Source organism: Pseudomonas sp. 5.2 (assembly GCF_059025405.1).
Map to the genome: position 1 here is coordinate 1 of NZ_JBYBHH010000003.1, position 24,356 is coordinate 24,356.

22 protein-coding genes are annotated in these 24,356 nt (G+C 62.9%); 5 read left to right on the top strand and 17 right to left on the bottom strand.

Annotated elements, in window-relative coordinates; translation table 11 throughout:
• Positions 1 to 40 precede the first annotated feature (40 nt).
• The 5 genes from AC5PZ0_RS05780 to AC5PZ0_RS05800 all read right to left on the bottom strand — a co-directional run bounded on the left by AC5PZ0_RS05780 (position 41) and on the right by AC5PZ0_RS05800 (position 7,194).
• Positions 41 to 1,066: a putative 2-aminoethylphosphonate ABC transporter substrate-binding protein gene (locus tag AC5PZ0_RS05780; RefSeq protein WP_085272223.1), complete on the bottom strand. Its 1,026-nt coding sequence runs from the start codon at positions 1,064 to 1,066 to the stop codon at positions 41 to 43.
• Between the two features lie 18 nt (positions 1,067 to 1,084).
• The gene (locus AC5PZ0_RS05785; protein WP_493854517.1) at positions 1,085 to 2,809 is read right to left on the bottom strand and encodes a putative 2-aminoethylphosphonate ABC transporter permease subunit; all 1,725 of its coding nucleotides are present in this window, start codon (positions 2,807 to 2,809) and stop codon (positions 1,085 to 1,087) included.
• Between the two features lies 1 nt (position 2,810).
• A complete protein-coding gene (locus AC5PZ0_RS05790; RefSeq protein ID WP_493854518.1) occupies positions 2,811 to 3,869 on the bottom strand; it encodes a putative 2-aminoethylphosphonate ABC transporter ATP-binding protein in 1,059 nt (352 codons plus the stop codon).
• Positions 3,870 to 4,101: 232 nt separating this feature from the next.
• On the bottom strand, positions 4,102 to 4,971 hold the full coding sequence (locus AC5PZ0_RS05795; RefSeq protein WP_454242798.1) for a LysR family transcriptional regulator: 870 nt from the start codon (positions 4,969 to 4,971) through the stop codon (positions 4,102 to 4,104).
• Between the two features lie 9 nt (positions 4,972 to 4,980).
• On the bottom strand, positions 4,981 to 7,194 hold the full coding sequence (locus AC5PZ0_RS05800) for a heavy metal translocating P-type ATPase (RefSeq protein ID WP_493854519.1): 2,214 nt from the start codon (positions 7,192 to 7,194) through the stop codon (positions 4,981 to 4,983).
• 83 nt (positions 7,195 to 7,277) lie between these two features.
• Between AC5PZ0_RS05800 and cadR the strand changes: the two genes are divergently transcribed.
• Positions 7,278 to 7,721 carry a cadmium resistance transcriptional regulator CadR gene (gene cadR / locus AC5PZ0_RS05805; protein WP_099430714.1) on the top strand — a complete coding sequence of 148 codons (444 nt, stop codon included), beginning with the start codon at positions 7,278 to 7,280 and terminating at the stop codon, positions 7,719 to 7,721.
• Between the two features lie 42 nt (positions 7,722 to 7,763).
• On the opposite strand, the gene AC5PZ0_RS05810 is transcribed toward cadR, so the two are convergent.
• The 3 genes from AC5PZ0_RS05810 to AC5PZ0_RS05820 are packed head-to-tail and all read right to left on the bottom strand — an operon-like array spanning position 7,764 to position 10,406.
• Positions 7,764 to 8,735 carry a thymidylate synthase gene (locus tag AC5PZ0_RS05810; RefSeq protein WP_027592297.1) on the bottom strand — a complete coding sequence of 324 codons (972 nt, stop codon included), beginning with the start codon at positions 8,733 to 8,735 and terminating at the stop codon, positions 7,764 to 7,766.
• A gap of 49 nt (positions 8,736 to 8,784) precedes the next feature.
• Entirely contained in the window at positions 8,785 to 9,594 is an 810-nt protein-coding gene (gene lgt / locus AC5PZ0_RS05815) for a prolipoprotein diacylglyceryl transferase (protein WP_493854520.1), read from the bottom strand.
• A 29-nt stretch (positions 9,595 to 9,623) separates the two neighbouring features.
• The gene (locus AC5PZ0_RS05820) at positions 9,624 to 10,406 is read right to left on the bottom strand and encodes a sulfite exporter TauE/SafE family protein (RefSeq protein WP_099430715.1); all 783 of its coding nucleotides are present in this window, start codon (positions 10,404 to 10,406) and stop codon (positions 9,624 to 9,626) included.
• Between the two features lie 130 nt (positions 10,407 to 10,536).
• Here AC5PZ0_RS05820 and AC5PZ0_RS05825 point away from each other — a divergent pair, with 130 nt between their 5' ends.
• Positions 10,537 to 11,283 (top strand): NRDE family protein, encoded by a 747-nt coding sequence (locus AC5PZ0_RS05825; protein ID WP_493854521.1) that lies wholly within the window; start codon positions 10,537 to 10,539, stop codon positions 11,281 to 11,283.
• Positions 11,284 to 11,437: 154 nt separating this feature from the next.
• Here the strand turns inward: AC5PZ0_RS05825 and ptsP are convergent, their stop codons facing one another.
• On the bottom strand, positions 11,438 to 13,717 hold the full coding sequence (ptsP, locus tag AC5PZ0_RS05830; RefSeq protein ID WP_099455649.1) for a phosphoenolpyruvate--protein phosphotransferase: 2,280 nt from the start codon (positions 13,715 to 13,717) through the stop codon (positions 11,438 to 11,440).
• A 22-nt stretch (positions 13,718 to 13,739) separates the two neighbouring features.
• On the bottom strand, positions 13,740 to 14,219 hold the full coding sequence (locus AC5PZ0_RS05835; protein ID WP_003249017.1) for an RNA pyrophosphohydrolase: 480 nt from the start codon (positions 14,217 to 14,219) through the stop codon (positions 13,740 to 13,742).
• Between the two features lie 141 nt (positions 14,220 to 14,360).
• On the opposite strand from AC5PZ0_RS05835, the gene AC5PZ0_RS05840 reads away from it, so the two are divergent.
• Positions 14,361 to 15,017 carry a histidinol-phosphatase gene (locus AC5PZ0_RS05840; RefSeq protein ID WP_265969211.1) on the top strand — a complete coding sequence of 219 codons (657 nt, stop codon included), beginning with the start codon at positions 14,361 to 14,363 and terminating at the stop codon, positions 15,015 to 15,017.
• Positions 15,018 to 15,104: 87 nt separating this feature from the next.
• Here AC5PZ0_RS05840 and AC5PZ0_RS05845 read toward each other — a convergent pair whose 3' ends face one another.
• Both AC5PZ0_RS05845 and ilvA read right to left on the bottom strand, forming a co-directional pair.
• Positions 15,105 to 15,530, bottom strand: coding sequence for a DUF2269 family protein (locus AC5PZ0_RS05845; protein ID WP_265969210.1), 426 nt, complete (start codon positions 15,528 to 15,530; stop codon positions 15,105 to 15,107).
• A 38-nt stretch (positions 15,531 to 15,568) separates the two neighbouring features.
• Complete coding sequence (gene ilvA / locus AC5PZ0_RS05850) at positions 15,569 to 17,083, bottom strand: threonine ammonia-lyase, biosynthetic (protein WP_027592290.1); 1,515 nt, start codon at positions 17,081 to 17,083, stop codon at positions 15,569 to 15,571.
• A 149-nt stretch (positions 17,084 to 17,232) separates the two neighbouring features.
• Here ilvA and rpiA point away from each other — a divergent pair, with 149 nt between their 5' ends.
• Entirely contained in the window at positions 17,233 to 17,907 is a 675-nt protein-coding gene (gene rpiA / locus AC5PZ0_RS05855) for a ribose-5-phosphate isomerase RpiA (RefSeq protein ID WP_027592289.1), read from the top strand.
• A 155-nt stretch (positions 17,908 to 18,062) separates the two neighbouring features.
• Here rpiA and AC5PZ0_RS05860 read toward each other — a convergent pair whose 3' ends face one another.
• The 4 genes from AC5PZ0_RS05860 to AC5PZ0_RS05875 all read right to left on the bottom strand — a co-directional run bounded on the left by AC5PZ0_RS05860 (position 18,063) and on the right by AC5PZ0_RS05875 (position 22,310).
• Entirely contained in the window at positions 18,063 to 18,965 is a 903-nt protein-coding gene (locus AC5PZ0_RS05860) for an SdiA-regulated domain-containing protein (protein WP_027592288.1), read from the bottom strand.
• Positions 18,966 to 19,057: 92 nt separating this feature from the next.
• Complete coding sequence (locus tag AC5PZ0_RS05865) at positions 19,058 to 19,978, bottom strand: SdiA-regulated domain-containing protein (protein WP_493854522.1); 921 nt, start codon at positions 19,976 to 19,978, stop codon at positions 19,058 to 19,060.
• A 243-nt stretch (positions 19,979 to 20,221) separates the two neighbouring features.
• Positions 20,222 to 20,887 carry a fumarylacetoacetate hydrolase family protein gene (locus AC5PZ0_RS05870; RefSeq protein ID WP_493854523.1) on the bottom strand — a complete coding sequence of 222 codons (666 nt, stop codon included), beginning with the start codon at positions 20,885 to 20,887 and terminating at the stop codon, positions 20,222 to 20,224.
• 25 nt (positions 20,888 to 20,912) lie between these two features.
• The gene (locus AC5PZ0_RS05875; protein WP_493854524.1) at positions 20,913 to 22,310 is read right to left on the bottom strand and encodes an FAD-binding oxidoreductase; all 1,398 of its coding nucleotides are present in this window, start codon (positions 22,308 to 22,310) and stop codon (positions 20,913 to 20,915) included.
• Positions 22,311 to 22,481: 171 nt separating this feature from the next.
• Here AC5PZ0_RS05875 and serA point away from each other — a divergent pair, with 171 nt between their 5' ends.
• Positions 22,482 to 23,711 (top strand): phosphoglycerate dehydrogenase, encoded by a 1,230-nt coding sequence (gene serA / locus AC5PZ0_RS05880; RefSeq protein ID WP_027592284.1) that lies wholly within the window; start codon positions 22,482 to 22,484, stop codon positions 23,709 to 23,711.
• Positions 23,712 to 23,767: 56 nt separating this feature from the next.
• On the opposite strand, the gene AC5PZ0_RS05885 is transcribed toward serA, so the two are convergent.
• Positions 23,768 to 24,244, bottom strand: a complete 477-nt coding sequence (locus tag AC5PZ0_RS05885; protein WP_493854525.1) for a DUF4399 domain-containing protein — start codon at positions 24,242 to 24,244, stop codon at positions 23,768 to 23,770.
• Positions 24,245 to 24,356 lie beyond the last annotated feature (112 nt).

Here is a 24,356-nt window from a genome sequence, read left to right on the forward strand (position 1 = left end):
CACACCCCTCAAGCCATGCACCTCCCAGCCCCGCCCCCCTTCACTGCTGCGCCACCTTCTCCGACTTACCGTCATACCGCTTGCGCCACTCGGCCAGAATCTCGTCACGGTGCTTCGAGGCCCAGGCAAAGTCGTTCTTGATCAACCGCTGCTCATAATCAGCCGGCAACTCGGTCTGCGGCTTGGCAATACCCGGCGCGGCAAGCACCGCGAAGTTCTCCTTGTACAACGCCATGGCCGCAGGGCTGGCCGAAAAGTCTGCCAAACGCTTGGCCGCATCGGCCTTTGGCGTGCCTTTGATCACCGCCGTCGCCTCGATCTCCCAGCCCAGGCCCTCCTTGGGCAGCACGATGTCCAGCGGCGCGCCTTGGCGCTTGAGCTGCACAGCGGGGTATTCGAACGAGATACCGATCGGGAACTCGCCCGCCGCCGCCAGCTTGCACGGCTTGGAGCCGGAGTGAACGTACTGGCCGATGTTCTGGTGCAAGGCGTCCATGTAGGCCCAGCCCTGAGGCTCGCCAAAAGTCTGCAGCCAGGCGCTGACATCCAGGAAGCCCGTGCCGGACGAGGCCGGGTTGGGCATGACGATCTTGCCCTTGTACTCGGGCTTGGTCAGGTCTTGCCAGCTCACCGGCTTGCTCAGGCCCTGCTTCTCGGCCTCGATGGTGTTAAAGCAAATGGTCGCGGCCCAGACGTCCATGCCCACCCAAGCCGGTGGGTTGGCTGCGTCGCGGTAGTTTGCCGAGATCTTGCCCAGGTCCTTGGGCGCATAGGCTTCGAGCATGCCGTGCTGGTCAAGCACGGCCAGGCTGGAGGCCGCCAACCCCCACACCGCATCGGCTTGCGGGCGGTCTTTTTCAGCCAGCAGTTTGGCGGTAATGATGCCCGTGGAATCGCGCACCCACTTGATCTCGATGTCTGGGTTGGCCTTTTCGAAGGCCTGCTTGTAGGTCTTGAGCTGTTCGGCTTCCAGCGCGGTGTAAACCGTCAGCTGAGTGCCGGCGGCCGAAGCCTGCAGGCTGAACACGGCAGAAACGGCAGCAGCAAGTGCAAGGTGCTTGAACATGGTGGGGTTCCTTACAGGTCAGGCAGCCGCGGCGCGTTGGCGCCAGGCTTGGGAGCGGCGCAACAGGCCGCGTGAGGCTGCAGCCAGCAGCAATGAGGCGCTGGCGCTGGTCAGCAGAATCAAAGTCGACATGGCGGCGGCACCGCCAACGTTGCCCGCGTCGTCCATGTTCAACACGGCAACGGCGGCGAGGATGGTGTCGGGGCTGTAGAGGAAGATCGCCGCCGACACGGTGGTCATCGCCGAGACGAACAGGTAGCGGATGATGTCCAGCAGCGCCGGTAGGCAGATCGGCACAGTTACCCGCAGGAAGTGCCGATACAGCGGCGCCTTGAGCGACAATGCGGCGGCCTCGAACTCGCCGTCGAGCTGGCGCAGTGCGGTGGTGGCGGTCATCTGCGCAGTGGTCAGGTAATGGGCAATGGTGCAGATGACCAACAAGCCCATGCTGCCGTACAGCACATGCAAGGGGTTGCCGTTGAGGTTGAAGAAGAACACGTAGCCCAGGCCCAGCACGAGGCCCGGCACCGCCATGGGGATGAAGCTGAGCAGGCGCAGCGACTGGTTGAGCAGGCGTTGGCCCTGGGTCTTTTCCATCAGGTAGGCACCGCAGAAAATCACCACGCTGCCGATCAGCGCCGTGCCGATCGCCATGGTCACGCTATTGCGGTACGCCAGCCAGCCTCCGCCGGCGGTGTCCTCGAACAGGTAGTGCTTGAGCGACAGCGACAGGTTGTAGGGCCAGAAGGTGACCAGCGACGAATACACGGCCATGCCGATCACCAGCAACAGCACCGCGCAGACCATCAACACGACCGCCAGGAAGCAGGCATCACGGCGGTGCGAGGGCTTGGGCTCGAACACCTGCGCCCGCCCACTCATGGCCTCGCCCTGGCGGCGACGCAACCAGGCATCGACAGCAAAGCTCAGCAGTGCCGGCACCAGTAAGACCATGCCAATCAGGGCGCCGCGGCCAAATTGCTGCTGGCCAACGACGGCCTTGTAAGCCTCCAGGGCCAGCACCTGATAATCCCCCCCGACCACAACCGGGACGCCGAAGTCAGTGATGGTCAGGGTAAACACCAGGCAAAAGGCGGCGAATACCGCCTGGCGCGTGGCGGGCCAGGTAATGCTGGAGAACGCCCGCCACGGCCCGGCGCCCATGCTCGACGCAGCATCGAACAGGCGCGCATCGGCCAGCGACAGGGCCGACAGCAGAATCATCAATGCATGCGGGAAGGTGTAAATGGCCTCGCCGAGCACGATCCCCCAGAAGCCGTAGATGTTGTCGCTCAGCAGCCCGCGCAACAGGCCCTGGTTACCGAACAGGTAGACCAGCGCGATCGCCGGCAGCATCGACGGCGCCAGCAGGGGCAGCAACGAGATGCCCCGCCACAGGCCCTTGGCCGGGATCAGCGTGCGTTGCAACGCATAGGCGAACAGGTAAGCCAGTGGGATAACGATGGCCGCAACGGTGAACGCCACCGACAAGCTATTGCCGAGCAGCCAGTGGAAGTTCTCGCTGGCGAACAGCGCCCGGGCAGCCGCCAGGCCGCCGCCCTGGCCGGCGTCACCGCTGAAACCACGCCAGAAGATCGCCAGCAGCGGCATCAGCACCGCCAGTACCAGCAGCATCAACAGCAACCACTTCCCACCGACGACGAACAGCCGGTCACCCAAGGCAACGCCGTGGCGCGACGCGGCCTTGGCCGGGTTCAGCGGCAGGGACATTGGCGCGGCCATCTTAGGCGAACACCTGCAGGCTCTGCGGTGGCAGCGCCACCCAGATGTCCTGCGAGCCCAGCCGCGGCATGGCCTCGGGGGCCAGTTCGGCCAGCAAGGCATGGCCCGGCAAGGCTTTGAACTCGAAGCTCATGCGGCAGCGATTGCCGAGGAACGTGATCTCGCGGACCTTGGCCGGAAACAGGTTTTCTTCATGCACCGACGGGTTGACCGTGATCGCCTCGGGGCGGCAGAACAAGCGGCCGCTGCTGGCCCGCGCCGAGCCAGGCGACAAACGCATGCTCATGCCGCCGACCTGGGCCTGGCTGTCACCGCTGCGCTGGAACGGCAGCCAGTTACCCTGGCCAACGAACTCGGCAACGAAGGGCGTGGCTGGCTGGTCGTAGATGGCCTGCGGCGTGGCGTACTGCTCGACCTGGCCGTTGTTCATCACGGCAATGCGGTCGGCCATCAGCATGGCCTCGTCCTGGTTGTGGGTAACCATCAAGGTGGTGATACCCAGCTGGCGTTGCAGCTGGCGCAGCTCGGTGCACAGGTGCTCGCGAACCCGCGCGTCCAGCGCCGACATCGGCTCATCGAGCAACAGCAGCGAAGGCGCCGGCGCCAGCGCGCGGGCCAGGGCCACGCGCTGCTGCTGGCCACCGGAAAGCTGCCCGGGGTACTTTTTTTCGCTACCGGACAAGCCGACCAGCTGGAGCATTTCGGCCACCCGCTGGCGGGCCTGTTCGCGGCCGCTGCCGGTCAGGCCATAGGCGATGTTGGCTTCGACGGTCAGGTTGGGGAACAGCGCGTAGGACTGGAACAGAATGCCGTAGTCGCGGGCCTGGGGTGGCAGCGCCGAGACGTCGCGCTCGCCGATGTACAGCTCACCGCGGTCCTGGCGTTCGAGGCCGGCGATGCAGCGCAACAGCGTGGTCTTGCCGCACCCGGACGGGCCGAGCAAGCACACCAGCTCGCCGGCGGCGATGTCCAGGGAGACATCGTTGAGCGCTGTGAAGGCGCCGAAGCGTTTGTGGATGTTGCGCACTTTCATCTGTGCGCCTGGGGTGGCGTTGTTCATGGCACGGCCTCATCGAAGAGATGGGGCCATGCTAGGAAGGCTGTGCGACGGTTCTGTGGCTTTCAGGCAAAAGCGCGCGATAGTGGTATAGGCAGATTTTGTAGTACCCCACCTGCCACCACGGTTCTTGGTAGGAGCAGCCTTGTGCTGCGAAGAGGCCCTGCTCGGCGATGCACATGTATGAGGCGCACCGGCCTCTTCGCAGCACAAGGCTGCTCCTACAAGGGATGATTCAGAACTGTGAGCCGGCCACTTCCTGCGCAACCCCCAGAAACGCCGCTGGCAAACGCGCCTGGCGCCGCTCCTTCAGGCAATACAGGTACTCATGCATCACCGGTGCAGCCTCCAGCGCCAGCACCCGTAATTCGGGGTTGTGCGGCACTTCATGGCGGGCAATCACACTGATGCCAATGTTGCGCAGGACCGCTTCGCGAATCGACTCACGGCTACCAATTTCCAGCAACGTGCCGGCCTTCACACCGGCCTCCTGCAGCATCTGCTCGGTCAGCTTGCGTGTGGTCGACCCCGGCTCGCGCATCAACAGGCAATGCCCGGCCACCACGTCGATGGACACCACCTGACGATGCGCCAAGGGATGGTTGCGGTGCACAGCCACCACCAACGGGTCGGTGCCCAATACCCGGCGCACCAACCGGGCATCCTCCACCAATTGCGACGAAGCGGCGATATCGACCCGGTAGTCCTCGAGCATTTCCAGCACCTGCTGCGAGTTGCCGATCTCCACTGCAACGTCGACCTGGGGCAGGCGCTCGCGGAAGACCTTCACCAGATCGAGGATGTAGTAAGGCGCGGTGGCCGCAATGCGCAGGCTGCCCTGGGCCTGGCCACTGTTGCGCAGTTCGAACTCGATGTCGGCCTCCTGCTGCAGCAGCGCCTTGACCCTCGGCAGCAGGCGCACGCCCTCCTCGCTCAACACCAGGCGCCGCCCGCCACGGTAGAACAGCTCTACTGCGTACTGGCTTTCCAGGTTGCGGATCTGCGTGGTCACGGTGGGCTGGCTGAGCCCGAGCTTCTTCGCCGCCAGGGTGATGCTGCCCAGGCGGGCCACCATGTAGAAGGCTTTGAGCTCGGAACTCAGCATGCACGTCCTCTATTTGCGCAAAAGGCGCAAGCCGTTGAACACCACCAGCAGGCTCACGCCCATGTCGGCGAACACCGCCATCCACATGGTCGCCATGCCGGCAAAGGTGATCGCCAGGAATATCGCCTTGATGCCCAGGGCCAGAATGATGTTCTGCCTGAGAATCGCCGCACTTTGGCGCGACAGCCTGACGAAGGCCGGGATTTTGCGCAAGTCGTCGTCCATCAACGCCACGTCGGCCGTCTCGATGGCCGTGTCGGTGCCCGCGGCCGCCATGGCAAAGCCGATCTCGGCACGGGCGAGGGCCGGTGCATCGTTGATACCGTCGCCAACCATGCCCACCCGATGGCCTTGGGCATACAGGGCCTCGATGGTCTTCAGCTTGTCGGCCGGCAGCAGGTTGCCTTCGGCGCGATCGATGCCGACCTGGGCGGCGATGGCCTCGGCGGTATGGGGATTGTCGCCGGTAAGCATGACCGTCTTGATACCCAGTTCATGCAATTCGGCAATCGCCTGGCGGCTGCTCTGCTTGAGCGTGTCGGCCACGGCGAACAGGGCCAGCGGGCCACTGCGGTCGAGCAGCAGGACCACGGTTTTGCCTTGACGCTCCAGCGCATCCAGTTGCGCCTCCAACTCAGGCGAGCACAGGCCCAGTTCCTCGACCAGGCGGTGATTGCCCAGGTGGTAAAGCTCACCCTCGATCACCCCCCGCACACCGCGACCGGCCAATGCGGCGAAGTCGTCGACTGCGCTCAAAGCCAAACCTTGCGCCTTGCCGAACTGGGCGATGGCACGTGAGACCGGGTGGTCCGAGCGCTCGGCCAAGCTGGCAGCCAACGCCTGGGCCCGGCCTTCGAACAGGGGGTCCAAGGCCTTCGCATCGGTCTGCACTGGCTTGCCGTGGGTCAGGGTGCCGGTCTTGTCGAGGGCCAGGAAGTCCAGCTTGCGCCCGCCTTCCAGGTACACCCCACCCTTGATCAGGATGCCCTTGCGCGCGGCTGCAGCCAGGCCACTGACGATGGTCACAGGGGTTGAAATGACCAAGGCGCACGGGCAGGCCACCACCAACAGCACCAAGGCGCGGTAGACCCAGTCGAACCAGGCGCCTGCCATGAACAGCGGCGGGATGACCGCTACCGCCAAGGCCACGGCGAACACCACGGGTGTGTAGATGCGCGAGAATCGGTCGACAAAACGCTGAGTCGGCGCACGGGCACCTTGGGCCTCTTCGACGGCCTTGATGATGCGCGCCAGCGTCGATTGCCCAGCGCCGGCAGTGACGCGAAACTCCAGCGCACCGGCCTGGTTGATGGTGCCGGCGAATAGTTTGTCGCCCACGGCTTTTTCCACTGGCAGGCTTTCACCGGTGATCGGCGCCTGATCGACGCTGGATTGGCCACTAGTCACTTCGCCATCCAGGCCGATGCGCTCGCCCGGCCGTACCCGCACCAAGGCACCGATGGCCACCTCCCGCACTTCCACTTCGCGCCACTGGCCATCGGCTTGCAGCACTGTGGCCCTGTCAGGGGTGAGCTGCATCAGGCCGCTGATGGCATTGCGAGCACGGTCCAGGGACCGCGCTTCGATCAGCTCGGCGACCGTGAACAACACCATCACCATGGCCGCTTCCGGCCACTGGCCGATCAGCACAGCGCCAGTCACGGCAATGCTCATCAGCGCGTTGATGTTGAGGTTGCGGTTTTTCAGGGCAATCCAGCCCTTCTTGTAGGTGCCCAGGCCGCAACCCAGGATCGCCGCCAAGGCCAGCGCCGCCACCAGCCATTGGGGTGCAAGCCCGGTGAAATGCACGATTTCGGCGGCGATGGCCGCGACACCGGATAACGCCAGCGGCCACCAGCGGGTTTTGCTGGGCGGGGCAGCGTTCGCGGCGGCCTCGTCCCCTTCGATGAGGGGCTCGGCCTTCATGCCCAGGCTGTCGATAGCCCGCTCGATCTCGGCGGTACCCGCCAGCGTGTGGCGCACGCCAAGCACGCGGTTGATCAGGTTGAACTCCAACTGCTCGATGCCCGCCAGCTTGCCCAGCTTGTCCTGGATCAGCGTTTGCTCGGTGGGGCAGTCCATGGCCTCGATACGGAAGCGGCTGAGCTGTGCGTCGCCGCTGGCTTTTTCGCTCAACTGCACCAACGCCGGGGCGGCCGCGCTGCCGCAGCAGCTGTGGGCGTGGTGGTCATGCTTGTGGTGGGGGCTGGCAGGCTGGTTCATTGGGTCATCCTTAAAGTGAGCCTGTTGCCAAGTGAACACCCTGTAGCCACTATAGGGTCAAGCCATCCGCTGGAGATTTCGCGATGAAGATTGGAGAACTGGCAAAAGCCACCGACTGCGCCGTGGAGACCATCCGCTATTACGAGCGCGAGCAACTGTTGCCGGAGCCGGCGCGCACCGACGGCAACTACCGGCTCTACACCCAGGCCCACGTCGAGCGGCTGACCTTCATCCGCAACTGCCGGACCCTGGACATGACCCTGGACGAAATCCGCAGCCTGCTACGCCTGCGCGACAGCCCCGAAGGGTCGTGCGGCAGCGTCAATGCGTTGATCGACGAGCATATCGTCCATGTACAGGCGCGTATCGATGGTTTGGTGGCGTTGCAGGAGCAGTTGGTGGAGCTGCGACAGAGGTGCAGCGCGCCGGGGAGTGAATGCGCGATCTTGCAGCAACTGGAGGTGAACGGGGCGGTATCTGTACCGGAAGGCGATCATTCGCATGTGGGGCGAAGCCACGGGCATTGAGATTGCTGGGGGGCTGCAAGGCAGCCCCGGCAACCTAGAAAATCACACCGCCATCGGCGCCGTCATCGGCGCATGATGCTCATACCCTTCCAGGCTGAAATCACTCGGCTCGATCTTCTCCAGCCACTCCGGCTCATACTTGCCGGTGTCGGCAAACGCCGGCACGCGATCGCTGATCACCAGCTTCGGCGCCTCGAGCGGTTCGCGCTTGAGCTGCTCGTTGAGCATGTCCAGGTGGTTTTCGTACACATGGGCATCACCAATGAAATACGTGAACCAGCGCGGGGTGTAGCCGGTCAGGCGGCCGAACAGCGACAGCAAGGCCGCCCCCTCGGTGAGGTTGAACGGCGTGCCCAAGCCCAGGTCGTTGGAGCGAATGTACAGGGTCAGGGAAATTTCCCGAGTCTCGGCATTCGGGTGGAACTGGTACAGCAGGTGGCACGGCGGCAGGGCCATTTCATCCAACTGGGCGCAGTTCCAGCCATGGAACAGGATGCGCCGGCTGCCCGGGTCATTGGCGATGGTGTCCAGGCACTGGCGCACCTGGTCGATGGCCTTGTACAGGACGACAAACGCCTGGCCGTCCTCCTGGTCCTGGGCAATCTTGCGGAAACCCTGTTTCTCGGCCATCTCAATGGCCGCCGGGTTGCTCAGCGGGATGCGTTTGTAGCCCGGCCATTGGCGCCACTGAACGCCGTAGATCTCGCCCAGGTCGTCATGCCCCTGGCGGAACGGGTTGGCCAGCCATTGGGCGTTTTCGTTGGCGTTCTGGTCCCAGACCTTGCAGCCCAGCTCACGGAATTCACCCGCGTTTTTCACGCCCCGCAGAAAACCGACCATCTCGCCGATGGCCGACTTGAAGGCCAGCTTGCGCGTGGTGATGGCCGGAAAGCCCTTCTGCAGGTCGAAACGCAGCATGGCGCCCGGCAGGCTGATGGTGCGGATGCCGGTACGGTTTTCCTGAAGGGTGCCGTTTTCGATGACGTCACGGACCAGGTCCAGATACTGTTTCATGGCTTACCTGTAGCAAGAACGGCAGAGGGATCACCCCTGCCGTTGGAAGTCAGATGGCGGGTTTCGCCGTAGGTTTGCGATTATAAGCCCACCAGATCAATCCGAGGCCGGCCAGAATCATCGGGATGCAGAGTATCTGACCCATGGTCAGCCAACCCCAGGCAATGTAGCCCAGCTGGGCATCTGGCACGCGGACGAACTCGACGATGAAGCGGAAGATCCCGTAGAACAGGGCGAACATGCCGGATACCGCCATGGTCGGGCGTGGCTTGCGCGAATACAGCCACAGGATCAGGAACAGCGCCACGCCTTCCAGGGCGAACTGATACAGCTGCGAGGGGTGGCGCGGCAGCTGGGCAGGGTCGCTGAACGGTGGGAACACCATCGCCCACGGCACGTCGGTCGCCTTGCCCCACAGCTCGGCATTGATGAAGTTGCCGATACGCCCGGCACCCAGGCCGATCGGCACCATTGGCGCGACGAAGTCCATCAGCTCGAAGAACGACTTGTTGTTGCGCTTGCCGAACCATACCGCCGCCATCATCACGCCGATGAAGCCGCCGTGGAACGACATGCCGCCCTTCCACACCTCAAAGATCAGCGTCGGGTTGGCCAGGTAGGCGTGCAGGTCGTAAAACAGCACGTAACCCAGGCGGCCCCCGACGATCACCCCCATCGATAGCCAGAACACCAGGTCGGACAGCTTTTCACGGGACCAGGTGGGGTCGAAGCGGTTCAGCCGACGCGAGGCGAGCAGCCAGGCGCCGCCGATGCCGACCAGGTACATCAGGCCGTACCAGTGGATTTTCAGCGGCCCGAGGGCCACGGCCACGGGGTCTATCTGCGGGTAAGGCAGCATGGATATTCCTCTAGTTTCAAATCAGCGAGCTAAATCAAAAAGCTGAGGCCGACGCAGAACAGCAGCGCGGCGAACAAACGCTTGAGCAGGCGTGGCGACAGTTTGTGCGCCAGGCGCGCGCCGAAGCGGGCGAAAAACATGCTGGTCACGGCAATGCCGACCAGCGCAGGCAGGTACACGTAGCCCAGGCTGTGGGCCGGCAAGTGTTCTTCGTGCCAGCCAAGCCACATGAAGCTCAGGGCACTGGCCACGGCAATGGGTAGGCCACAGGCCGAGGACGTTGCCACTGCCTGCTGCATGGGCAAGCTGCGCCAGGTCAGGAACGGCACGGTCAGCGAGCCGCCACCAATACCGAATATCGCCGAAGCCCAGCCAATCACCCCACCTGCTGCGGTCAGCGCGGGCTTGCCAGGGATGCCGCGGCTGGCCTTGGGTTTGAAGTCCAGGGCCATTTGCGCAGCAATGATCAGGGCGAACACACCGATGATCTTCTGCAGCAGCGGGCCCTGGATCAACGAGGCGGTCTTGGCGCCGATACCAGCGCCAATCAGGATGCCCAGGGTCATCCAGGCGAAGATCGGCCACTGCACCGCACCCCGCCGATGGTGTTCGAGCACCGCGTTGATCGAGGTGAAGATGATGGTTGCCAACGACGTGCCGACAGCCAGGTGGGTCAATACCGAGGGGTCGAAGCCCTGCAAGGTGAAACTGAACACCAGCACCGGCACGATGATGATGCCACCGCCAACGCCGAACAGCCCGGCCAGCACGCCGGCACATGCACCTAACAGCAGATAGAGTACGAACTCCATTCGTTGCCCCTGAGAAAATCAATCCGGCATGGTAACGGAAGCCGGCCCTGAGGCTCTAGTGAACTTCGTGACAGGATGGATCAGCACCGCCGCAGTGGGTAGAGTGGCAAAAAACACAGAGGCCCAACCGATGTGCCTGATCGTATTCGCCTGGCGGCCGGGGCATGCCCTGCCGCTGATCGTGGCGGCCAACCGCGACGAGTTCTATGCCCGGCCCACGCAGGCCCTAACCGCCTGGGAGGATGCCCCTGGCGTCTATGCCGGGCGTGACCTGGAGGCTGGCGGTACCTGGCTGGGCGTGGGGCCGCAGGGGCGCTTTGCGGCGCTGACCAACATTCGCGACCCTGGGCAAGCCTTGGGCGTGCGCTCGCGCGGGGAGCTGGTGGCGGGGTTTCTGCAGGGTGAGCTTGGCGTGGAAGCCTATCTTGACCAGGTGGCCAGCCGCAGCCGCCAGTATTCGGGGTTTAACTTGCTGGTGGGTGATGGGGCGCAGTTAGGCTTTCTGCACGCCCGAGACGCCGCGCCGCGCTTGCTGGAGCCTGGGGTCTATGGGTTATCCAATGCCGGGTTGGATACGCCGTGGCCGAAGCTGGTGAAGGCGCGCAGCGGGCTGGAGGGGTTGCTTGAGTCAGCAGACCCGCAGCGCTTGCTAGGGTTGCTGGCCGATGGTGAACCGGCAGCCGAAAGCGAGTTACCGGAAACGGGCGTGGGGTTGGCGACCGAGAAGCTGCTGTCGAGTGTGTTTATTGCCAGCCAGAATTATGGGACGCGGGCGAGTACTGTGCTGATCGTGGATGATCAGGGGAGAAGACGGCTGGTTGAGCGCAGTTTCGGGCCGCTTGGGGGGCATTTGGGAGAAATTGAGATTATGGCTTGAGGGCCAGGGGGCTGCTTTGCAGCCCTTCGCAGCACAAGGCTGCTCCTACAAGGGATTGAACGGCGCGCCTGATGTTGAACACCCGTCCATAATCTGGGGCTCAGCTCAATCGCCTTGTAGGAGCAGCCTTGTGCTGCGAAGAGGCCGGTACAGGTCAGAGGGTCTTGTTCGCCCCAGGCCCGATCATCCGCGCCAACCCTAGGTTCTTCAGCGCCAATTGCAGCGAGCTGTGGATAACCTGCGGGTTGTCATGGCTCATGGCTTCGGCCAGCAGCTCCTTGGCCTTGCTCATGTTGATCTGGCGCAGCATCCACTTCACCTTGGGCAGGTTGGTGGCGTTCATCGACAAGCTGTCGAAGCCCATCGCCATCAACAGCACCGCTGCCGCCGGGTCACCGGCCATCTCGCCGCAAATGCTGACCGGCTTGCCCTCGCCATGGGCATCGCGCACCACCGTGTTCAAGGCTTGAAGCACGGCCGGGTGCAGGTAATCGTATAGGTCGGCGACCCGTGGGTTGTTGCGGTCGACCGCCAGCAGGTACTGGGTCAGGTCGTTGGAACCGACCGACAGGAAGTCCACCTGCCGCGCCAGCTCCTTGGTCTGGTACACCGCCGCAGGGATCTCGACCATCACGCCAACCGGCGGCATCGGCACATCGGTGCCTTCGTCACGCACCTCACCCCACGCGCGGTGGATCAGGTGCAGTGCCTCTTCCAGCTCGTGAATGCCAGAAATCATCGGCAGCAGGATGCGCAGGTTGTTCAAGCCTTCGCTGGCCTTGAGCATGGCGCGGGTCTGGACCAGGAAGATTTCTGGGTGGTCGAGGGTAACGCGAATGCCGCGCCAACCCAGGAAGGGGTTTTCTTCCTTGATCGGGAAGTACGACAGCGCCTTGTCCCCGCCGATATCCAGGGTACGCATGGTCACTGGCAGCGGGTGGAAGGCCGCCAGCTGTTCGCGGTAGATCGCCAGCTGCTCTTTCTCGCTGGGGAAGCGCTGGTTGATCATGAACGGCACTTCGGTGCGGTACAGGCCTACCCCTTCGGCGCCACGCTGCTGGGCACGGGCGACGTCGGCCAGCAGGCCGGTGTTGACCCACAGCGGCATGCGGTGGCCATCCGGGGTGACGCAGGGCAGCTCGCGCAGCGCATCCAGGCCTTGCGCCAGCTGGCGCTCCTCCTCGACCACTTCGCTGTACTGCTTGCGCAACACGTCGCTGGGGTTGGTGAACACCTCGCCCTTGTAGCCGTCGACGATCAGCTCGATGCCATCGACCTTGGAATACGGTAGGTCGACCAGGCCCATCACAGTCGGAATACCCATGGCGCGGGCCAGGATCGCGACGTGGGAGTTGCCCGAACCCAATACCGACACCAGGCCGACCAGCTTGCCCTCCGGCACTTCGCCCAGCATCGCTGGCGTCAGTTCTTCGCTGACCAGGATGGTATTGTCGGCGTACACCAGCGATTGCGAGCGAGCCTCCTGCAGGTAGGCGAGCAGCCGGCGGCCAAGGTCCTTGACGTCCGAAGCGCGCTCGCGCAGGTAGTCATCGTCCATCAGCTCGAAGCGGTTGACGTGCTCGCCGACCACTTGGCGCAAAGCGCCCTGGGCCCACTGGCCGGTCTTGATGACCTCGGTCACCTCGCCGCCCAGGGCGGCGTCTTCGAGCATCATCAGGTACACGTCGAACAACGCGCGCTCTTCGGGCCGCAGCTGGGTGGCCAGCTTGGCCGACAGCTTGCGCATGTCGGCGCGCACGCCTTCAAGGGCGTTCTGGAACAGTTTGAGTTCGGCGTCGATGTCTTCGACAGTCTTGTCCGGCACCACTTCGAGGTCGGCCGGCGGCAACATCACCACTGCGCGGCCAACGGCGGCGCCTGGCGAGCCCGGCACGCCGACGAAGCGAGCCTCCTGAATGCCCTTGCCCTGGCGGCCCAGGCCACGGATCGAGCCGGTCGCCTCGGCGTGGGCGATAACCCCGGCGAGCTGGGCACTCATGGTGACCAGGAAGGCTTCTTCGCCCTCATCGAACTGGCGGCGTTCCTTCTGCTGGATGACCAGCACCCCGACCACCCGACGGTGGTGAATGATCGGTGCACCCAGGAAGGAGGCGAATTTTTCTTCACCGGTTTCGGCAAAGTAGCGATAACGCGGGTGATCGGCGGCGTTTTCCAGGTTCAGCGGCTCTTCCCGGGTACCGACCAGGCCGACCAGGCCCTCGTTGGGGGCCATGCTGACCTTGCCGATCGAACGCTTGTTCAGGCCCTCGGTGGCCATCAGCACGAAGCGGTTGGTTTCCGGGTCAAGCAGGTAGACGGAGCAGACCTGGCTGCCCATGGCCTCCTTGACGCGCAAGACAATGATCCCCAACGCCGTCTTGAGATCTTTGGCGGAGTTCACTTCCTGGACGATCTTGCGCAGCGTATTGAGCATGGCTCGGGGTCGAACTCCGTCGTCAGTCGCGCGTCAGAAGACGCGGTGCTAGCTCTTTCAGGGCGCGACGGTAGACCTCGCGCTTGAATGTCACAACCTGGCCCAGCGGGTACCAATAGCTGACCCAGCGCCAGCCGTCGAACTCCGGCTTGCCCGTCAGGTCCATCCGCACCCTTTGTTCGTTGCTTACCAGACGCAGCAGGAACCACTTCTGCTTCTGGCCAATGCACAGCGGCTGGCTGTGCGTACGCACCAGACGCTGGGGTAAACGATAACGCAACCAGCCACGCGTGCAGGCAAGAATTTCCACATCGTCGCGTTCAAGGCCAACTTCTTCGTTCAGCTCGCGGTACAGGGCATCTTCCGGCGTCTCGTCAGGGTTGATGCCACCCTGGGGAAATTGCCAGGCATCCTGGTTGATCCGTCGAGCCCATAGCACCTGCCCGGCATCATTCGTGAGAATGATCCCGACATTGGGGCGAAAACCATCCGGGTCGATCACGGCAGCAACCTCGCAAACGCATGTCACCGCATTGTTCCACAAAGCCTGCGAGCGCAGCAACGCGCCCGCCAAGCTTATGTGCAGCGAGGTGAAAACTCCGTATTCTGCGGGCCTACCTTGTAGCTGATGCGAGTGAACGCGATGCGCCTGGCTTTATTCGACCTGGACAATACCCTCCTCGGTGGCGACAGCGACCATGCCTGGGGTGACTATCTGTGCGAGCGCGGCATCCTCGACCCGGTCGCCTACAAACAACGCAACGATGCCTTCTACCAGCACTACCTGAACGGCACCCTGGACTTGCAGGCCTACCTGGCCTTTTCCATGGAGATTCTGGCGGCAACGCCTATGGCCCAGCTCGACGCGTGGCACCGCGATTTCATGCGGGACTGCATCGAGCCGATCATCCTGCCTAAGGCCCTGGCGTTGCTGCAGCAGCACCGCGAGGCGGGCGACAAGCTGGTGATCATCACCGCCACCAACCGTTTCGTGACCGCGCCAATCGCCCGCCGTTTGGGCGTGCGTACCCTGCTGGCGACCGAATGCGAGACCGAAGCTGGCCGCTACACCGGGCGTAGTACCGATATAGCGTGTTTCCGTGAAGGGAAAGTGACGAGGTTGCAGCGCTGGATGCTGGAAAACGGCTACGACCTTGAAGACAGCTATTTCTACAGCGATTCGATGAATGACCTGCCGTTGCTGCAGCAGGTGACGCATGCGGTGGCGGTGGACCCGGATCCGAACCTGCGGGCGGAAGCAGAACAGCGTGGGTGGCCGGTGATTTCGCTGAGGGATTGAGATTTTGGGGCCGCTTCGCGCCCCATCGCAGGCAAGCCAGCTCCTACAGGTGCTGCACAGGTTTCAGGCCTTGTGCACGACCTGCCATCAGACTGGCTTGGCACCCATCAAGCCGGCAATGGACAAGAAGCAAACCCCGCTGAACACCGCCAAGGCCAAGGTAAGGCGCAGCCCTACCACCTGCGCCTTGCGCAGCCGGTTCAAGCGCACCAGCAGCCACCACACGGCAAACGCACCCAGCGTATAGATGACGCTGGATGCCAGCACCCAGGTCTGCCCCAGTGGCCAGCCGACCAGGTGCACCAGCCACCAGCCAGTGACCGGCATGCTCACCAGGCACACGCCCATGACCAACCAGACGAACACCAGCGGCCGGCGCAGCAATTTGCCGTAGGCCTCGGCATCGCCCAGCCGGCGGGCGCGAACTGTCCAGATCACCAAGCCCAGCGCGCCCAGAAGCAGCAGCGCAGTGGCGGTGATGTGCAAGGCCTTGAGCATCGTCAGGTGTTCCATGTCTTCATATCCATGCGCGATGAGCCAAGCTTAGTCGCTCAACCCAAAAACAACCGGTAAGCCGGGTTATCGGTCTCGTCCCAGTACGGGTAACCGATCTTGGCCAGCGCCGCTGGCACCAGGTGGCGTTCGTCTTCCGGTACCTGCAAGCCCGCCACCACGCGCCCGTCGGCGGCGCCGTGGTTGCGGTAGTGGAACATCGAGATATTCCAGCGCCCGCCCAGCTTGTTGAGGAAGTTGAACAACGCACCCGGCCGCTCGGGGAACTCGAAGCGCAGCACGATCTCATCACTGGCGCCGGCCGAATGGCCACCCACCATGTGACGAATGTGCAACTTGGCCAGTTCGTTGTCGGTCAGGTCGGTAACCGGGAAGCCCTGCTCGGTCAGTTGCTGCACCAACACCGCACGCGGGTCGTTCTCTGGGTGGGTCTGCACGCCGACGAAGATGTGCGCCTCGTCGGAGGTGTGCTTGCGGTAGTTGAATTCGGTGATCTGGCGCTTGCCGATCGCCTCGCAGAACGCCTTGAAGCTGCCCGGGCGCTCGGGGATGGTGACGGCGATGATGGCTTCGCGTTTTTCACCCAGTTCGGCACGCTCGGCCACATGGCGCAGGCGATCGAAGTTGACGTTGGCACCCGAATCGATGGCAACCAGGGTCTGGCCGGTCACGCCATACAGCTCGACATACTTCTTGATGCCGGCAACCCCCAGCGCGCCAGCAGGTTCGGTGATCGAGCGGGTATCGTCGTAGATATCCTTGATGGCTGCACAGATCTCGTCAGTACTGACAGTGATCACTTCATCCACGTGCAGGCGACAGATGTCGAAGGTGTGCTGGCCAATCTGCGCCACCGCCACACCGTCGGCGAACAGCCCGACCTGCGGCAACACCACGCGCTCACCCGCGGCCATGGCGGCCTGCAGGCAATTGGAGTCGTCCGGCTCGACGCCGATCACTTTGATTTCCGGGCGCAGGTACTTCACGTAGGCCGCGATGCCGGCGATCAGGCCGCCGCCGCCGACCGGCACGAAAATCGCGTCCAGCCGGCCCGGGTGCTGACGCAGGATCTCCATGGCCACCGTGCCTTGCCCAGCGATGGTGTGCGGGTCGTCATAGGGGTGGATATAGACGAAGCCCTTCTCATCGACCAGCTTGAGCGAGTAGGCCAGCGCCTCGGGGAAGGTGTCGCCGTGCAATACCACCTTGCCGCCCCGCGAACGCACGCCTTCGATCTTGATCTCCGGGGTGGTCTTGGGCATCACGATGGTTGCCTTGATACCCAGCTCACGCGCCGCCAGGGCCAGGCCCTGGGCATGGTTGCCGGCCGAGGCGGTGACCACGCCGCGGGCCAGCTCTTCTGGGGTCAGTTGCGCCAGCTTGTTGTACGCCCCGCGAATCTTGAACGAGAACACCGGCTGCAGGTCTTCGCGCTTGAGCAAGATCTGGTTGCCGAGGCGTTTGCTCAGCTGCCCGGCGCTCTGCAGCGGCGTTTCGACGGCGACGTCATAGACGCGCGAGGTGAGGATCTTCTTGACGTACTGTTCGAGCATCGGGAAAGCATCACTGGCCGCGGGACAAGGGCTGCGAGTCTACCCCAGCGCTACGTCGGGCGACCACAGCAAAGCCGCGCAAGCCGCTATACTAAGCCCCTTTGAAACCCAGCCCCTTTGAAAACCTCCCCGCCCCTCTCGGAGCCCGCATGACCCAGGACCAACTCAAACAGGCCGTCGCCCAGGCCGCTGTCGACTTCATTCTGCCCAAGCTGGATGAAAAGAGCGTCGTCGGCGTCGGTACCGGTTCGACCGCCAACTTCTTCATCGACGCCCTGGCTCAGCACAAGACCGCCTTCGATGGCGCAGTCGCCAGCTCCGAGGCTACCGCCCAGCGTCTGAAGGGTCATGGCATCCCGGTCTACGAGCTGAACAGCGTCAGCGAGCTGGAGTTCTATGTGGACGGCGCCGACGAGAGCGACGCGCACCTGAACCTGATCAAGGGCGGCGGCGCGGCCCTGACCCGCGAGAAGATCGTCGCGGCCGTGGCCAAGACCTTCATCTGCATCGCCGATGCCAGCAAGCTGGTACCGGTGCTGGGCGCCTTCCCGCTGCCCGTCGAAGTGATCCCGATGGCCCGCAGCCACGTGGCGCGCCAGCTGGTCAAGCTGGGCGGTGACCCGGTGTACCGCGAGGGTGTGCTGACCGACAACGGTAACGTGATCCTGGACGTGTACAACCTGCAGATCACCAACCCGGTCGAGCTCGAAGCGCAGATCAATGCGATCGTCGGCGTGGTGACCAACGGCCTGTTCGCGGCACGCCCGGCGGACTTGCTGCTGCTCGGCACCGCTGAAGGTGTGAAAACCCTCAAGGCCGAGTAACCCAGGCCTATAAGCGTTGTTCTAGCCCTGCGCTGTCCAGGTAGGAGCAGCCTTGTGCTGCGAAGAGGCCGGTGACTACACAGTGAATCTGCGCTGCTGTTACCGGCCTCTTCGCAGCACAAGGCTGCTCCTACCTGCATCGCGCAGGGCCGCATTTAATCTGCCGGCTGTTTGAACACGTAAAACAGGTTCGGCTCACTGACCAGGTAAATGGTCCCTGCCTCATCCATCGCAATCCCTTCCGCCTGCGGCACCGTCTTCTTCAACCCCTGGTACCCCTTGCGCAGCGACAAGGTACTGAGCGGCTTGCCCTTCACATCCAGTTCCAGCACCAGCCGCGATTCATCCGACAGCGCCAACAAATGGCCGCTGCGCTCGTCGAACTGCAAACTCGACAGGTCCCGCACAAACAAACGCGAGTCACGCTTGCGGTCCTGCACCACATGCACGGCATAAGGCTGCTCGGGGTTGTCATGCGGGAAGCCATGCACCTCGTAGATCAGCATCGGGTCGCGCTCCTTGGCCACGAACAGGCGCTTGCCGGCCGAGTCGTACGCCAGCCCCTCGAACCCCTTGTTGCCGTTCAGGCCAATGCCCAGGGTCAACTGCTCGGCATCGCCGGCATCGAGGAACAGCGTATCGTCGTCCAGGCGCACACGAATCAGCCGTTGCTGGCGCTCATCGGTGATCACATAGCTGTTGGGGCCCACGTATTCCACCGCCTCCGGGTCGCCAAAGCCGGTCAGCGGCACGCGCCGCAGGATGCGCCCGTCCAGCGACAGCTCGATCAGCTCCGAACGTGCATTGGTCACGGTGAACAGGGTCTTGCGGTCTGGGTCGTAGGTCAGCGCCGAAATGTCATCGTCCAGCCCCTCGACAGGCTGCGCCTCGACCACCACACGATAACGGTCCAGGCCGATCCCCTGTTCGGCTGGCTGCCACCAGGTTTTCAGGTTGAACCAGCCGCGCTCGAACAGGCGAAACTCCTGCCCGGCCCAGCCGAGCAAGAGCAAGCCAATAAAGGCAGGAATCAGTGACAGGCGAAGATAGCGACGCATTTGGGGACAGACTCGACGTAAGGGTGGCGAATCTAACCATGAACAACTGAATCAAAGCTTAATGCCAGCATCCGACAAGTCTGATGTTGCTGTCAGTTTTTCTTGAACCGATAGAAAAGCGCCGGCTCACTGACCATGTACAGGTTGCCCTGGTCGTCCATGGCCACGCCTTCGGCACGCGGGATGGTGTGCTCAAGGCCGTTGAAACCGCCCAGCAAGGTCATGAAGCTGACTTGCTGGCCCTGCTCATCCAGCTCCAGCAGCATGTTGGAGTCCGCCGACAATGCCAGCAAGTGCCCGGTACGCGGGTCGACGCCGAGGGCCGACAGGTTGCGCAGGTCGAGTTCATCATTGGGCAACAGCTGTTTGTCGCCCTTGAGCGGGCTACGGCCATCGGTGCTCCAGGTGTACAGCTTGGGCGGGCGCTCTTCGCCGATCACCAGGCGTTGACGCATCGGGTCCCAGGCCACGGCCTCGAAGCCCTTGTTGCTCTTCACCGACTTGCCCAGGTCGTAGCTCGGGAAGTCGCCATGGTTAAGCGACGTGGTGTGCGCATCCACCTTGACAACAGTCAGGTCGTGCAGCCGTTCGTCGACGATTGCCAAGTGCCCGTCATCCATCACGGCCAGCCCTTCCGGGTTGTTCCAGCCATTCAATGGAATCTGGCGCAGCACGTTGCCGTCCAGGCTGAGCTCGACCAGGAACGGGTTCTTGCCCATGACGGCGAACAAGGTGCGGGTTTGCGGGTTGAAGGCCACGTCCGAGGCTTCGTCATCGTCCATGCCGGGCAGCGGTTTGGCGTCGATATCGGCCTGATAGGCCGGAAGCCAGACGCTCTCGCTTTGCTCGGCGGTGCTTTCAAAGCTTTCCTTCACCCACAGTGCCCCGCGGTCATCCCAGTGCATGGCCACGGATACGCCATAGCCGATCACCGCTGCAACCGCCAGGCCGAACGGCCAGCGCAAGTAGAAGCGACGCTTGGGAGTTGCCGGGGCGCTGGAGCGAGATGGCATACGTGGATCCTGGGAAAATGGGCGTAGGTCCGCGCATTATCCAGATAAGGTGTGAAAAATCGGTAAACAGTGCCGGCCTCTTCGCGGGCAAGCCCGCTCCCACAGGCATTTCACAAGCTTCAAGTTTTATGCAGTCCCTGTGGGAACGGGCTTGCCAGCTCCCACAGGTATTTCACAATGTCAGGTCTTGTGCAGCCCCTGTGGGAGCGGGCTTGCCCGCGAAGAAGGCAACGCGGTTCCGGTTCAGAGCACCCGGCTTTCGAAGCGGCTCACACCCGGCAACTCAATCACCAGCTCATCACCCACATTGAACGGCCCTACGCCCGCCGGGGTACCGGTCAAGATCACATCGCCCGCCTGCAGCGAGAAATGCGCCGCCATGTACTGGATCATCGGCACGATCGGGTTGAGCATCAACGCGCTGTTGCCGTCCTGCACCACTTGGCCGTTGAGGGTCAGGCGCACCGGGATGTCGGTCACATCCTCGAAACTGGCCGCCGAAACGAACGGCGGCAGCACGCAGGCGCCGTCAAAGCTCTTGCACAGCTCCCAGGGCAGGCCCTTTTCCTTGAGCTTGGCCTGCACGTCGCGCAGGGTCAGGTCGAGCGCCGGGGCGTAACCGGAGATGGCGTCCAGCACCTCTTCTTTGGTTGGCTTGGTGGACAACGGCTTGCCCAGCAGCACAGCAATCTCGGCCTCGTAATGCACAACGCCACGGTCGGTCGGGATCTTGAAACCACCTTCCAGCGGCACCACACAACTGCCCGGTTTGATGAACAGCAACGGCTCGCTGGGGATCGGGTTGTCCAGTTCCTTGGCATGCTCGGCATAGTTACGGCCGATGCACACCACCTTGCCCAACGGGAAGTGGATGCGCGTGCCGTCTACGTACTGGTGCTGGTAACTCATGGCCGACTCCTCTGCATACTGCTTATTATTCAGGAGCAAAGATCTTACCCGGATTCATGATGCCGTTAGGGTCGAAGACGGCCTTTATTGCCTTCATGCAGGCGATTTCTTCGGCCGAGCGGCTGTAGCCGAGGTAGTCACGCTTGGTCATGCCCACGCCATGCTCGGCCGAGATCGAGCCGTTGTAGCGCTGGACGATTTCGAACACCCACTTGTTGACCTTGGCGCAGGAGGCAAAGAAGTCATCTTTGCTCATGGCGTCGGGCTTGAGGATGTTCAGGTGCAGGTTGCCATCGCCGATATGGCCGTACCAGACCACCTCGTAGTCCGGGTAATGCTCGCCGACGATGGCATCGATGTCGCGCAAAAACGCCGGCACCTTGGAAACGGTGACAGAAATGTCGTTTTTGTACGGGGTCCAGTGGGAGATGGTTTCGGACAGGTACTCACGCAGCTTCCACAGGTTTTTCAGCTGGGTTTCGCTCTGGCTCATCACCCCGTCCAGCACCCAGCCCTGCTCGACACAGTGCTCGAAGGTGGCCAAGGCTTCGTTGGCGACCTCTTCGGTGCTGGCTTCGAACTCCAGCAGGGCATAGAACGGGCAATCGGTCTCGAAAGGCGCCGGCACATCGCCACGGCCCATGATCTTGGCCAGGCCCTTGTCGGAAAAGAACTCGAAGGCCGTCAGGTCGAGCTTGGCCTGGAAGGCATGCAGCACCGGCATGATCGAGTCGAAATCCGGCGTGCCCAGCACCATCGCGGTGAGGTTGCGCGGGGCGCGGTCAAGGCGCATGGTCGCTTCGACCACAAAGCCCAGCGTGCCCTCGGCACCAATGAACAGCTGGCGCAGATCGTAGCCGGTGGCGTTCTTGATCAGGTCTTTGTTCAGCTCCAGCAACTCGCCCTTGCCGGTAACCACTTTCAGCCCGGCAACCCAGTTGCGGGTCATGCCGTAGCGAATCACCTTGATGCCGCCAGCGTTGGTGCCGATGTTACCGCCAATCTGGCTGGAGCCGCTGGAGGCGAAGTCCACCGGGTAATACAGGCCTTGCTCCTCGGCATAGGCCTGCAATTGCCGGGTAATCACCCCCGGCTGGCACACCACCGTGCGGTCGAACGCATTGAAGTCGAGAATCTGGTTCATGTAATCGAACGCGACCACGACCTCGCCATTGGCCGCCACGGCACCGCCCGACAGCCCGGTACGCCCACCGGACGGCACCAGCGCGACCTGATGGCGGTTGGCCCAGGCAACGATGGCCTGCACCTGCGCGATGCTCTTGGGGAACACGATGGCCGTGGGCGCTGGCGGGTAATGCTTGGTCCAGTCCTTGCCGTAGGCTTCGAGGGAAACGGCGTCAGTCAGGACCTTGCCAGGGTCGACAAGGGTCATCAGTTCATCAATAACAGCGGGGTGGGTCATCGCTGGAACTCTCGACTTATTCATAGTCACCCTGAGCACTCTTCACCTGTCGGGATAAGCTCAGATTGTGTCGCGTATGCTAGCATAGCCCTCCCGCTGTTCATGCTAAGGCCGACGCCGCGCCTAGCATCACCCCTCGCCATTTTTTCTCCGGGATACAGGTTTACGCAGATGAGCAAGACTTCTCTCGACAAGAGCAAGATCAGGTTCCTTCTTCTTGAAGGTGTGCACCAGAACGCGGTCGATACCCTCAAGGCTGCCGGCTACACCAACATCGAATACCTCACTGGTTCGTTGCCGGAAGCCGAGCTGAAGGAAAAGATCGCCGATGCCCACTTCATCGGCATCCGCTCGCGCACGCAACTGACTGAAGAGATCTTCGACTGCGCGAAGAAGCTGGTTGCGGTCGGCTGCTTCTGCATCGGTACCAACCAGGTCGACCTGGAAGCGGCCCGCGAGCGCGGTATCGCCGTATTCAACGCCCCGTACTCGAACACCCGTTCGGTCGCCGAACTGGTGCTGGCCGAGGCCATCCTGCTGCTGCGCGGCATCCCCGAGAAGAACGCTTCGTGCCACCGTGGTGGCTGGATCAAGAGCGCGGCCAACTCCTTCGAGATCCGCGGCAAGAAGCTGGGCATCGTCGGCTACGGCTCGATCGGCACCCAACTGTCGGTGCTGGCTGAAAACCTAGGCATGCAGGTGTACTTCTTCGACCCGCTGACCAAGCTGCCATTGGGCAACGCTGTACAGGTCGCCAGCCTGCACGAGCTGCTGGGCCTGGCCGACATCGTCTCGCTGCATGTGCCTGAGCTGCCATCCACCCAGTGGATGATCGGCGAGAAGGAAATCCGTGCGATGAAGAAGGGCTCGATCCTGATCAACGCCGCCCGCGGTACCGTGGTCGAGCTGGATCACCTGGCTGCCGCGATCAAGGACAAGCACCTGATCGGCGCCGCCATCGACGTGTTCCCGGTCGAGCCGCGCTCCAACGACGAAGAGTTCGAAAGCCCGCTGCGCGGCCTGGACAACGTCATCCTGACCCCGCACATCGGTGGCTCCACCGCCGAGGCCCAGGCGAACATCGGCCTGGAAGTTGCCGAGAAGTTGGTCAAGTACAGCGACAACGGTACCTCGGTGTCTTCGGTCAACTTCCCGGAAGTTGCCCTGCCGGCGCACCCAGGCAAACACCGCCTGCTGCACATCCACGAAAACATCCCTGGCGTGCTCAGCGAGATCAACAAGGTCTTCGCCGAGAACGGCATCAACATCTCCGGTCAGTTCCTGCAGACCAACGAGAAAGTGGGTTACGTGGTGATCGACGTTGACGCCGAGTACTCGGACCTGGCGCAAGAGAAACTGCAGCACGTAAAGGGCACTATCCGCTCCCGCGTTCTGTTCTAAGTTTCAGGGCGGCATGAAAAAGGGAGGCCCTGGTGGCCTCCCTTTTTCGTGGGTGCTTACTTCACCTCGACGGTGATCTTTTTCGATTCGACGCTCGGTTTGAACGGCACGTGGTACTTGTCGCCCAATACCAACTGCAAGGTGTGCTTGCCTGGAGTCAGGGTAATGGTCGCCTCGGTTTGTGCCTTGCCGAAGTGCAGCACTTGCGGGCCGGCCGGCAGCGGCACGTTGTTCTCAGGCATCAGGCTGGTTGGCAGGGGCATGTCGGCCACCGGCTCTTTGTCGACGTCCACCAGCAGGTGGTGATGCCCGCTATGCGGGGTCTGGTCACCCGCAGGCTTGAGCGCCATGCCCTCGATGCCGAACTTGACGGTGAAGGTCTTGTCGACCGTTGCGCCATCGGCGGGGGAAACGATGACGACCTTGGCATCCTTGGGCGGCTCCTGGCTCTTCAGGGCATCCGCGGCACTGGCGAACACCGAGGCCCCCATCAGCAGACCGGCTACGGCAGCACGCGAAAATAGGCTGTTCATTCACTTCTCCTGTGATTCACTTAAAGACCACTGCCGTTAAAACGTGCGACAGCGGTAGATCACCATAGCCCACAAAGAGAAATATTTCAGTTAGGGTTAAACCTCGCCAAGG

What these genes read in the sequence shown, in the direction of transcription:
- AC5PZ0_RS05785 (WP_493854517.1), bottom strand. Translation starts at nt 2,809, where the DNA reads ATGGCCGCGCCAATGTCCCTGCCGCTGAACCCGGCCAAGGCCGCGTCG.
- AC5PZ0_RS05870 (WP_493854523.1), bottom strand. Translation starts at nt 20,887, where the DNA reads ATGAGTTACCAGCACCAGTACGTAGACGGCACGCGCATCCACTTCCCG.
- AC5PZ0_RS05780 (WP_085272223.1), bottom strand. Translation starts at nt 1,066, where the DNA reads ATGTTCAAGCACCTTGCACTTGCTGCTGCCGTTTCTGCCGTGTTCAGC.
- AC5PZ0_RS05790 (WP_493854518.1), bottom strand. Translation starts at nt 3,869, where the DNA reads ATGAACAACGCCACCCCAGGCGCACAGATGAAAGTGCGCAACATCCAC.
- rpiA (WP_027592289.1), top strand. Translation starts at nt 17,233, where the DNA reads ATGACCCAGGACCAACTCAAACAGGCCGTCGCCCAGGCCGCTGTCGAC.
- serA (WP_027592284.1), top strand. Translation starts at nt 22,482, where the DNA reads ATGAGCAAGACTTCTCTCGACAAGAGCAAGATCAGGTTCCTTCTTCTT.
- AC5PZ0_RS05845 (WP_265969210.1), bottom strand. Translation starts at nt 15,530, where the DNA reads ATGGAACACCTGACGATGCTCAAGGCCTTGCACATCACCGCCACTGCG.
- ptsP (WP_099455649.1), bottom strand. Translation starts at nt 13,717, where the DNA reads ATGCTCAATACGCTGCGCAAGATCGTCCAGGAAGTGAACTCCGCCAAA.
- AC5PZ0_RS05865 (WP_493854522.1), bottom strand. Translation starts at nt 19,978, where the DNA reads ATGCCATCTCGCTCCAGCGCCCCGGCAACTCCCAAGCGTCGCTTCTAC.
- AC5PZ0_RS05885 (WP_493854525.1), bottom strand. Translation starts at nt 24,244, where the DNA reads ATGAACAGCCTATTTTCGCGTGCTGCCGTAGCCGGTCTGCTGATGGGG.
- lgt (WP_493854520.1), bottom strand. Translation starts at nt 9,594, where the DNA reads ATGCTGCCTTACCCGCAGATAGACCCCGTGGCCGTGGCCCTCGGGCCG.
- ilvA (WP_027592290.1), bottom strand. Translation starts at nt 17,083, where the DNA reads ATGCTCGAACAGTACGTCAAGAAGATCCTCACCTCGCGCGTCTATGAC.
- AC5PZ0_RS05875 (WP_493854524.1), bottom strand. Translation starts at nt 22,310, where the DNA reads ATGACCCACCCCGCTGTTATTGATGAACTGATGACCCTTGTCGACCCT.
- AC5PZ0_RS05860 (WP_027592288.1), bottom strand. Translation starts at nt 18,965, where the DNA reads ATGCGTCGCTATCTTCGCCTGTCACTGATTCCTGCCTTTATTGGCTTG.
- AC5PZ0_RS05810 (WP_027592297.1), bottom strand. Translation starts at nt 8,735, where the DNA reads ATGAAACAGTATCTGGACCTGGTCCGTGACGTCATCGAAAACGGCACC.
- AC5PZ0_RS05825 (WP_493854521.1), top strand. Translation starts at nt 10,537, where the DNA reads ATGTGCCTGATCGTATTCGCCTGGCGGCCGGGGCATGCCCTGCCGCTG.
- AC5PZ0_RS05800 (WP_493854519.1), bottom strand. Translation starts at nt 7,194, where the DNA reads ATGAACCAGCCTGCCAGCCCCCACCACAAGCATGACCACCACGCCCAC.
- cadR (WP_099430714.1), top strand. Translation starts at nt 7,278, where the DNA reads ATGAAGATTGGAGAACTGGCAAAAGCCACCGACTGCGCCGTGGAGACC.
- AC5PZ0_RS05820 (WP_099430715.1), bottom strand. Translation starts at nt 10,406, where the DNA reads ATGGAGTTCGTACTCTATCTGCTGTTAGGTGCATGTGCCGGCGTGCTG.
- AC5PZ0_RS05795 (WP_454242798.1), bottom strand. Translation starts at nt 4,971, where the DNA reads ATGCTGAGTTCCGAGCTCAAAGCCTTCTACATGGTGGCCCGCCTGGGC.
- AC5PZ0_RS05840 (WP_265969211.1), top strand. Translation starts at nt 14,361, where the DNA reads ATGCGCCTGGCTTTATTCGACCTGGACAATACCCTCCTCGGTGGCGAC.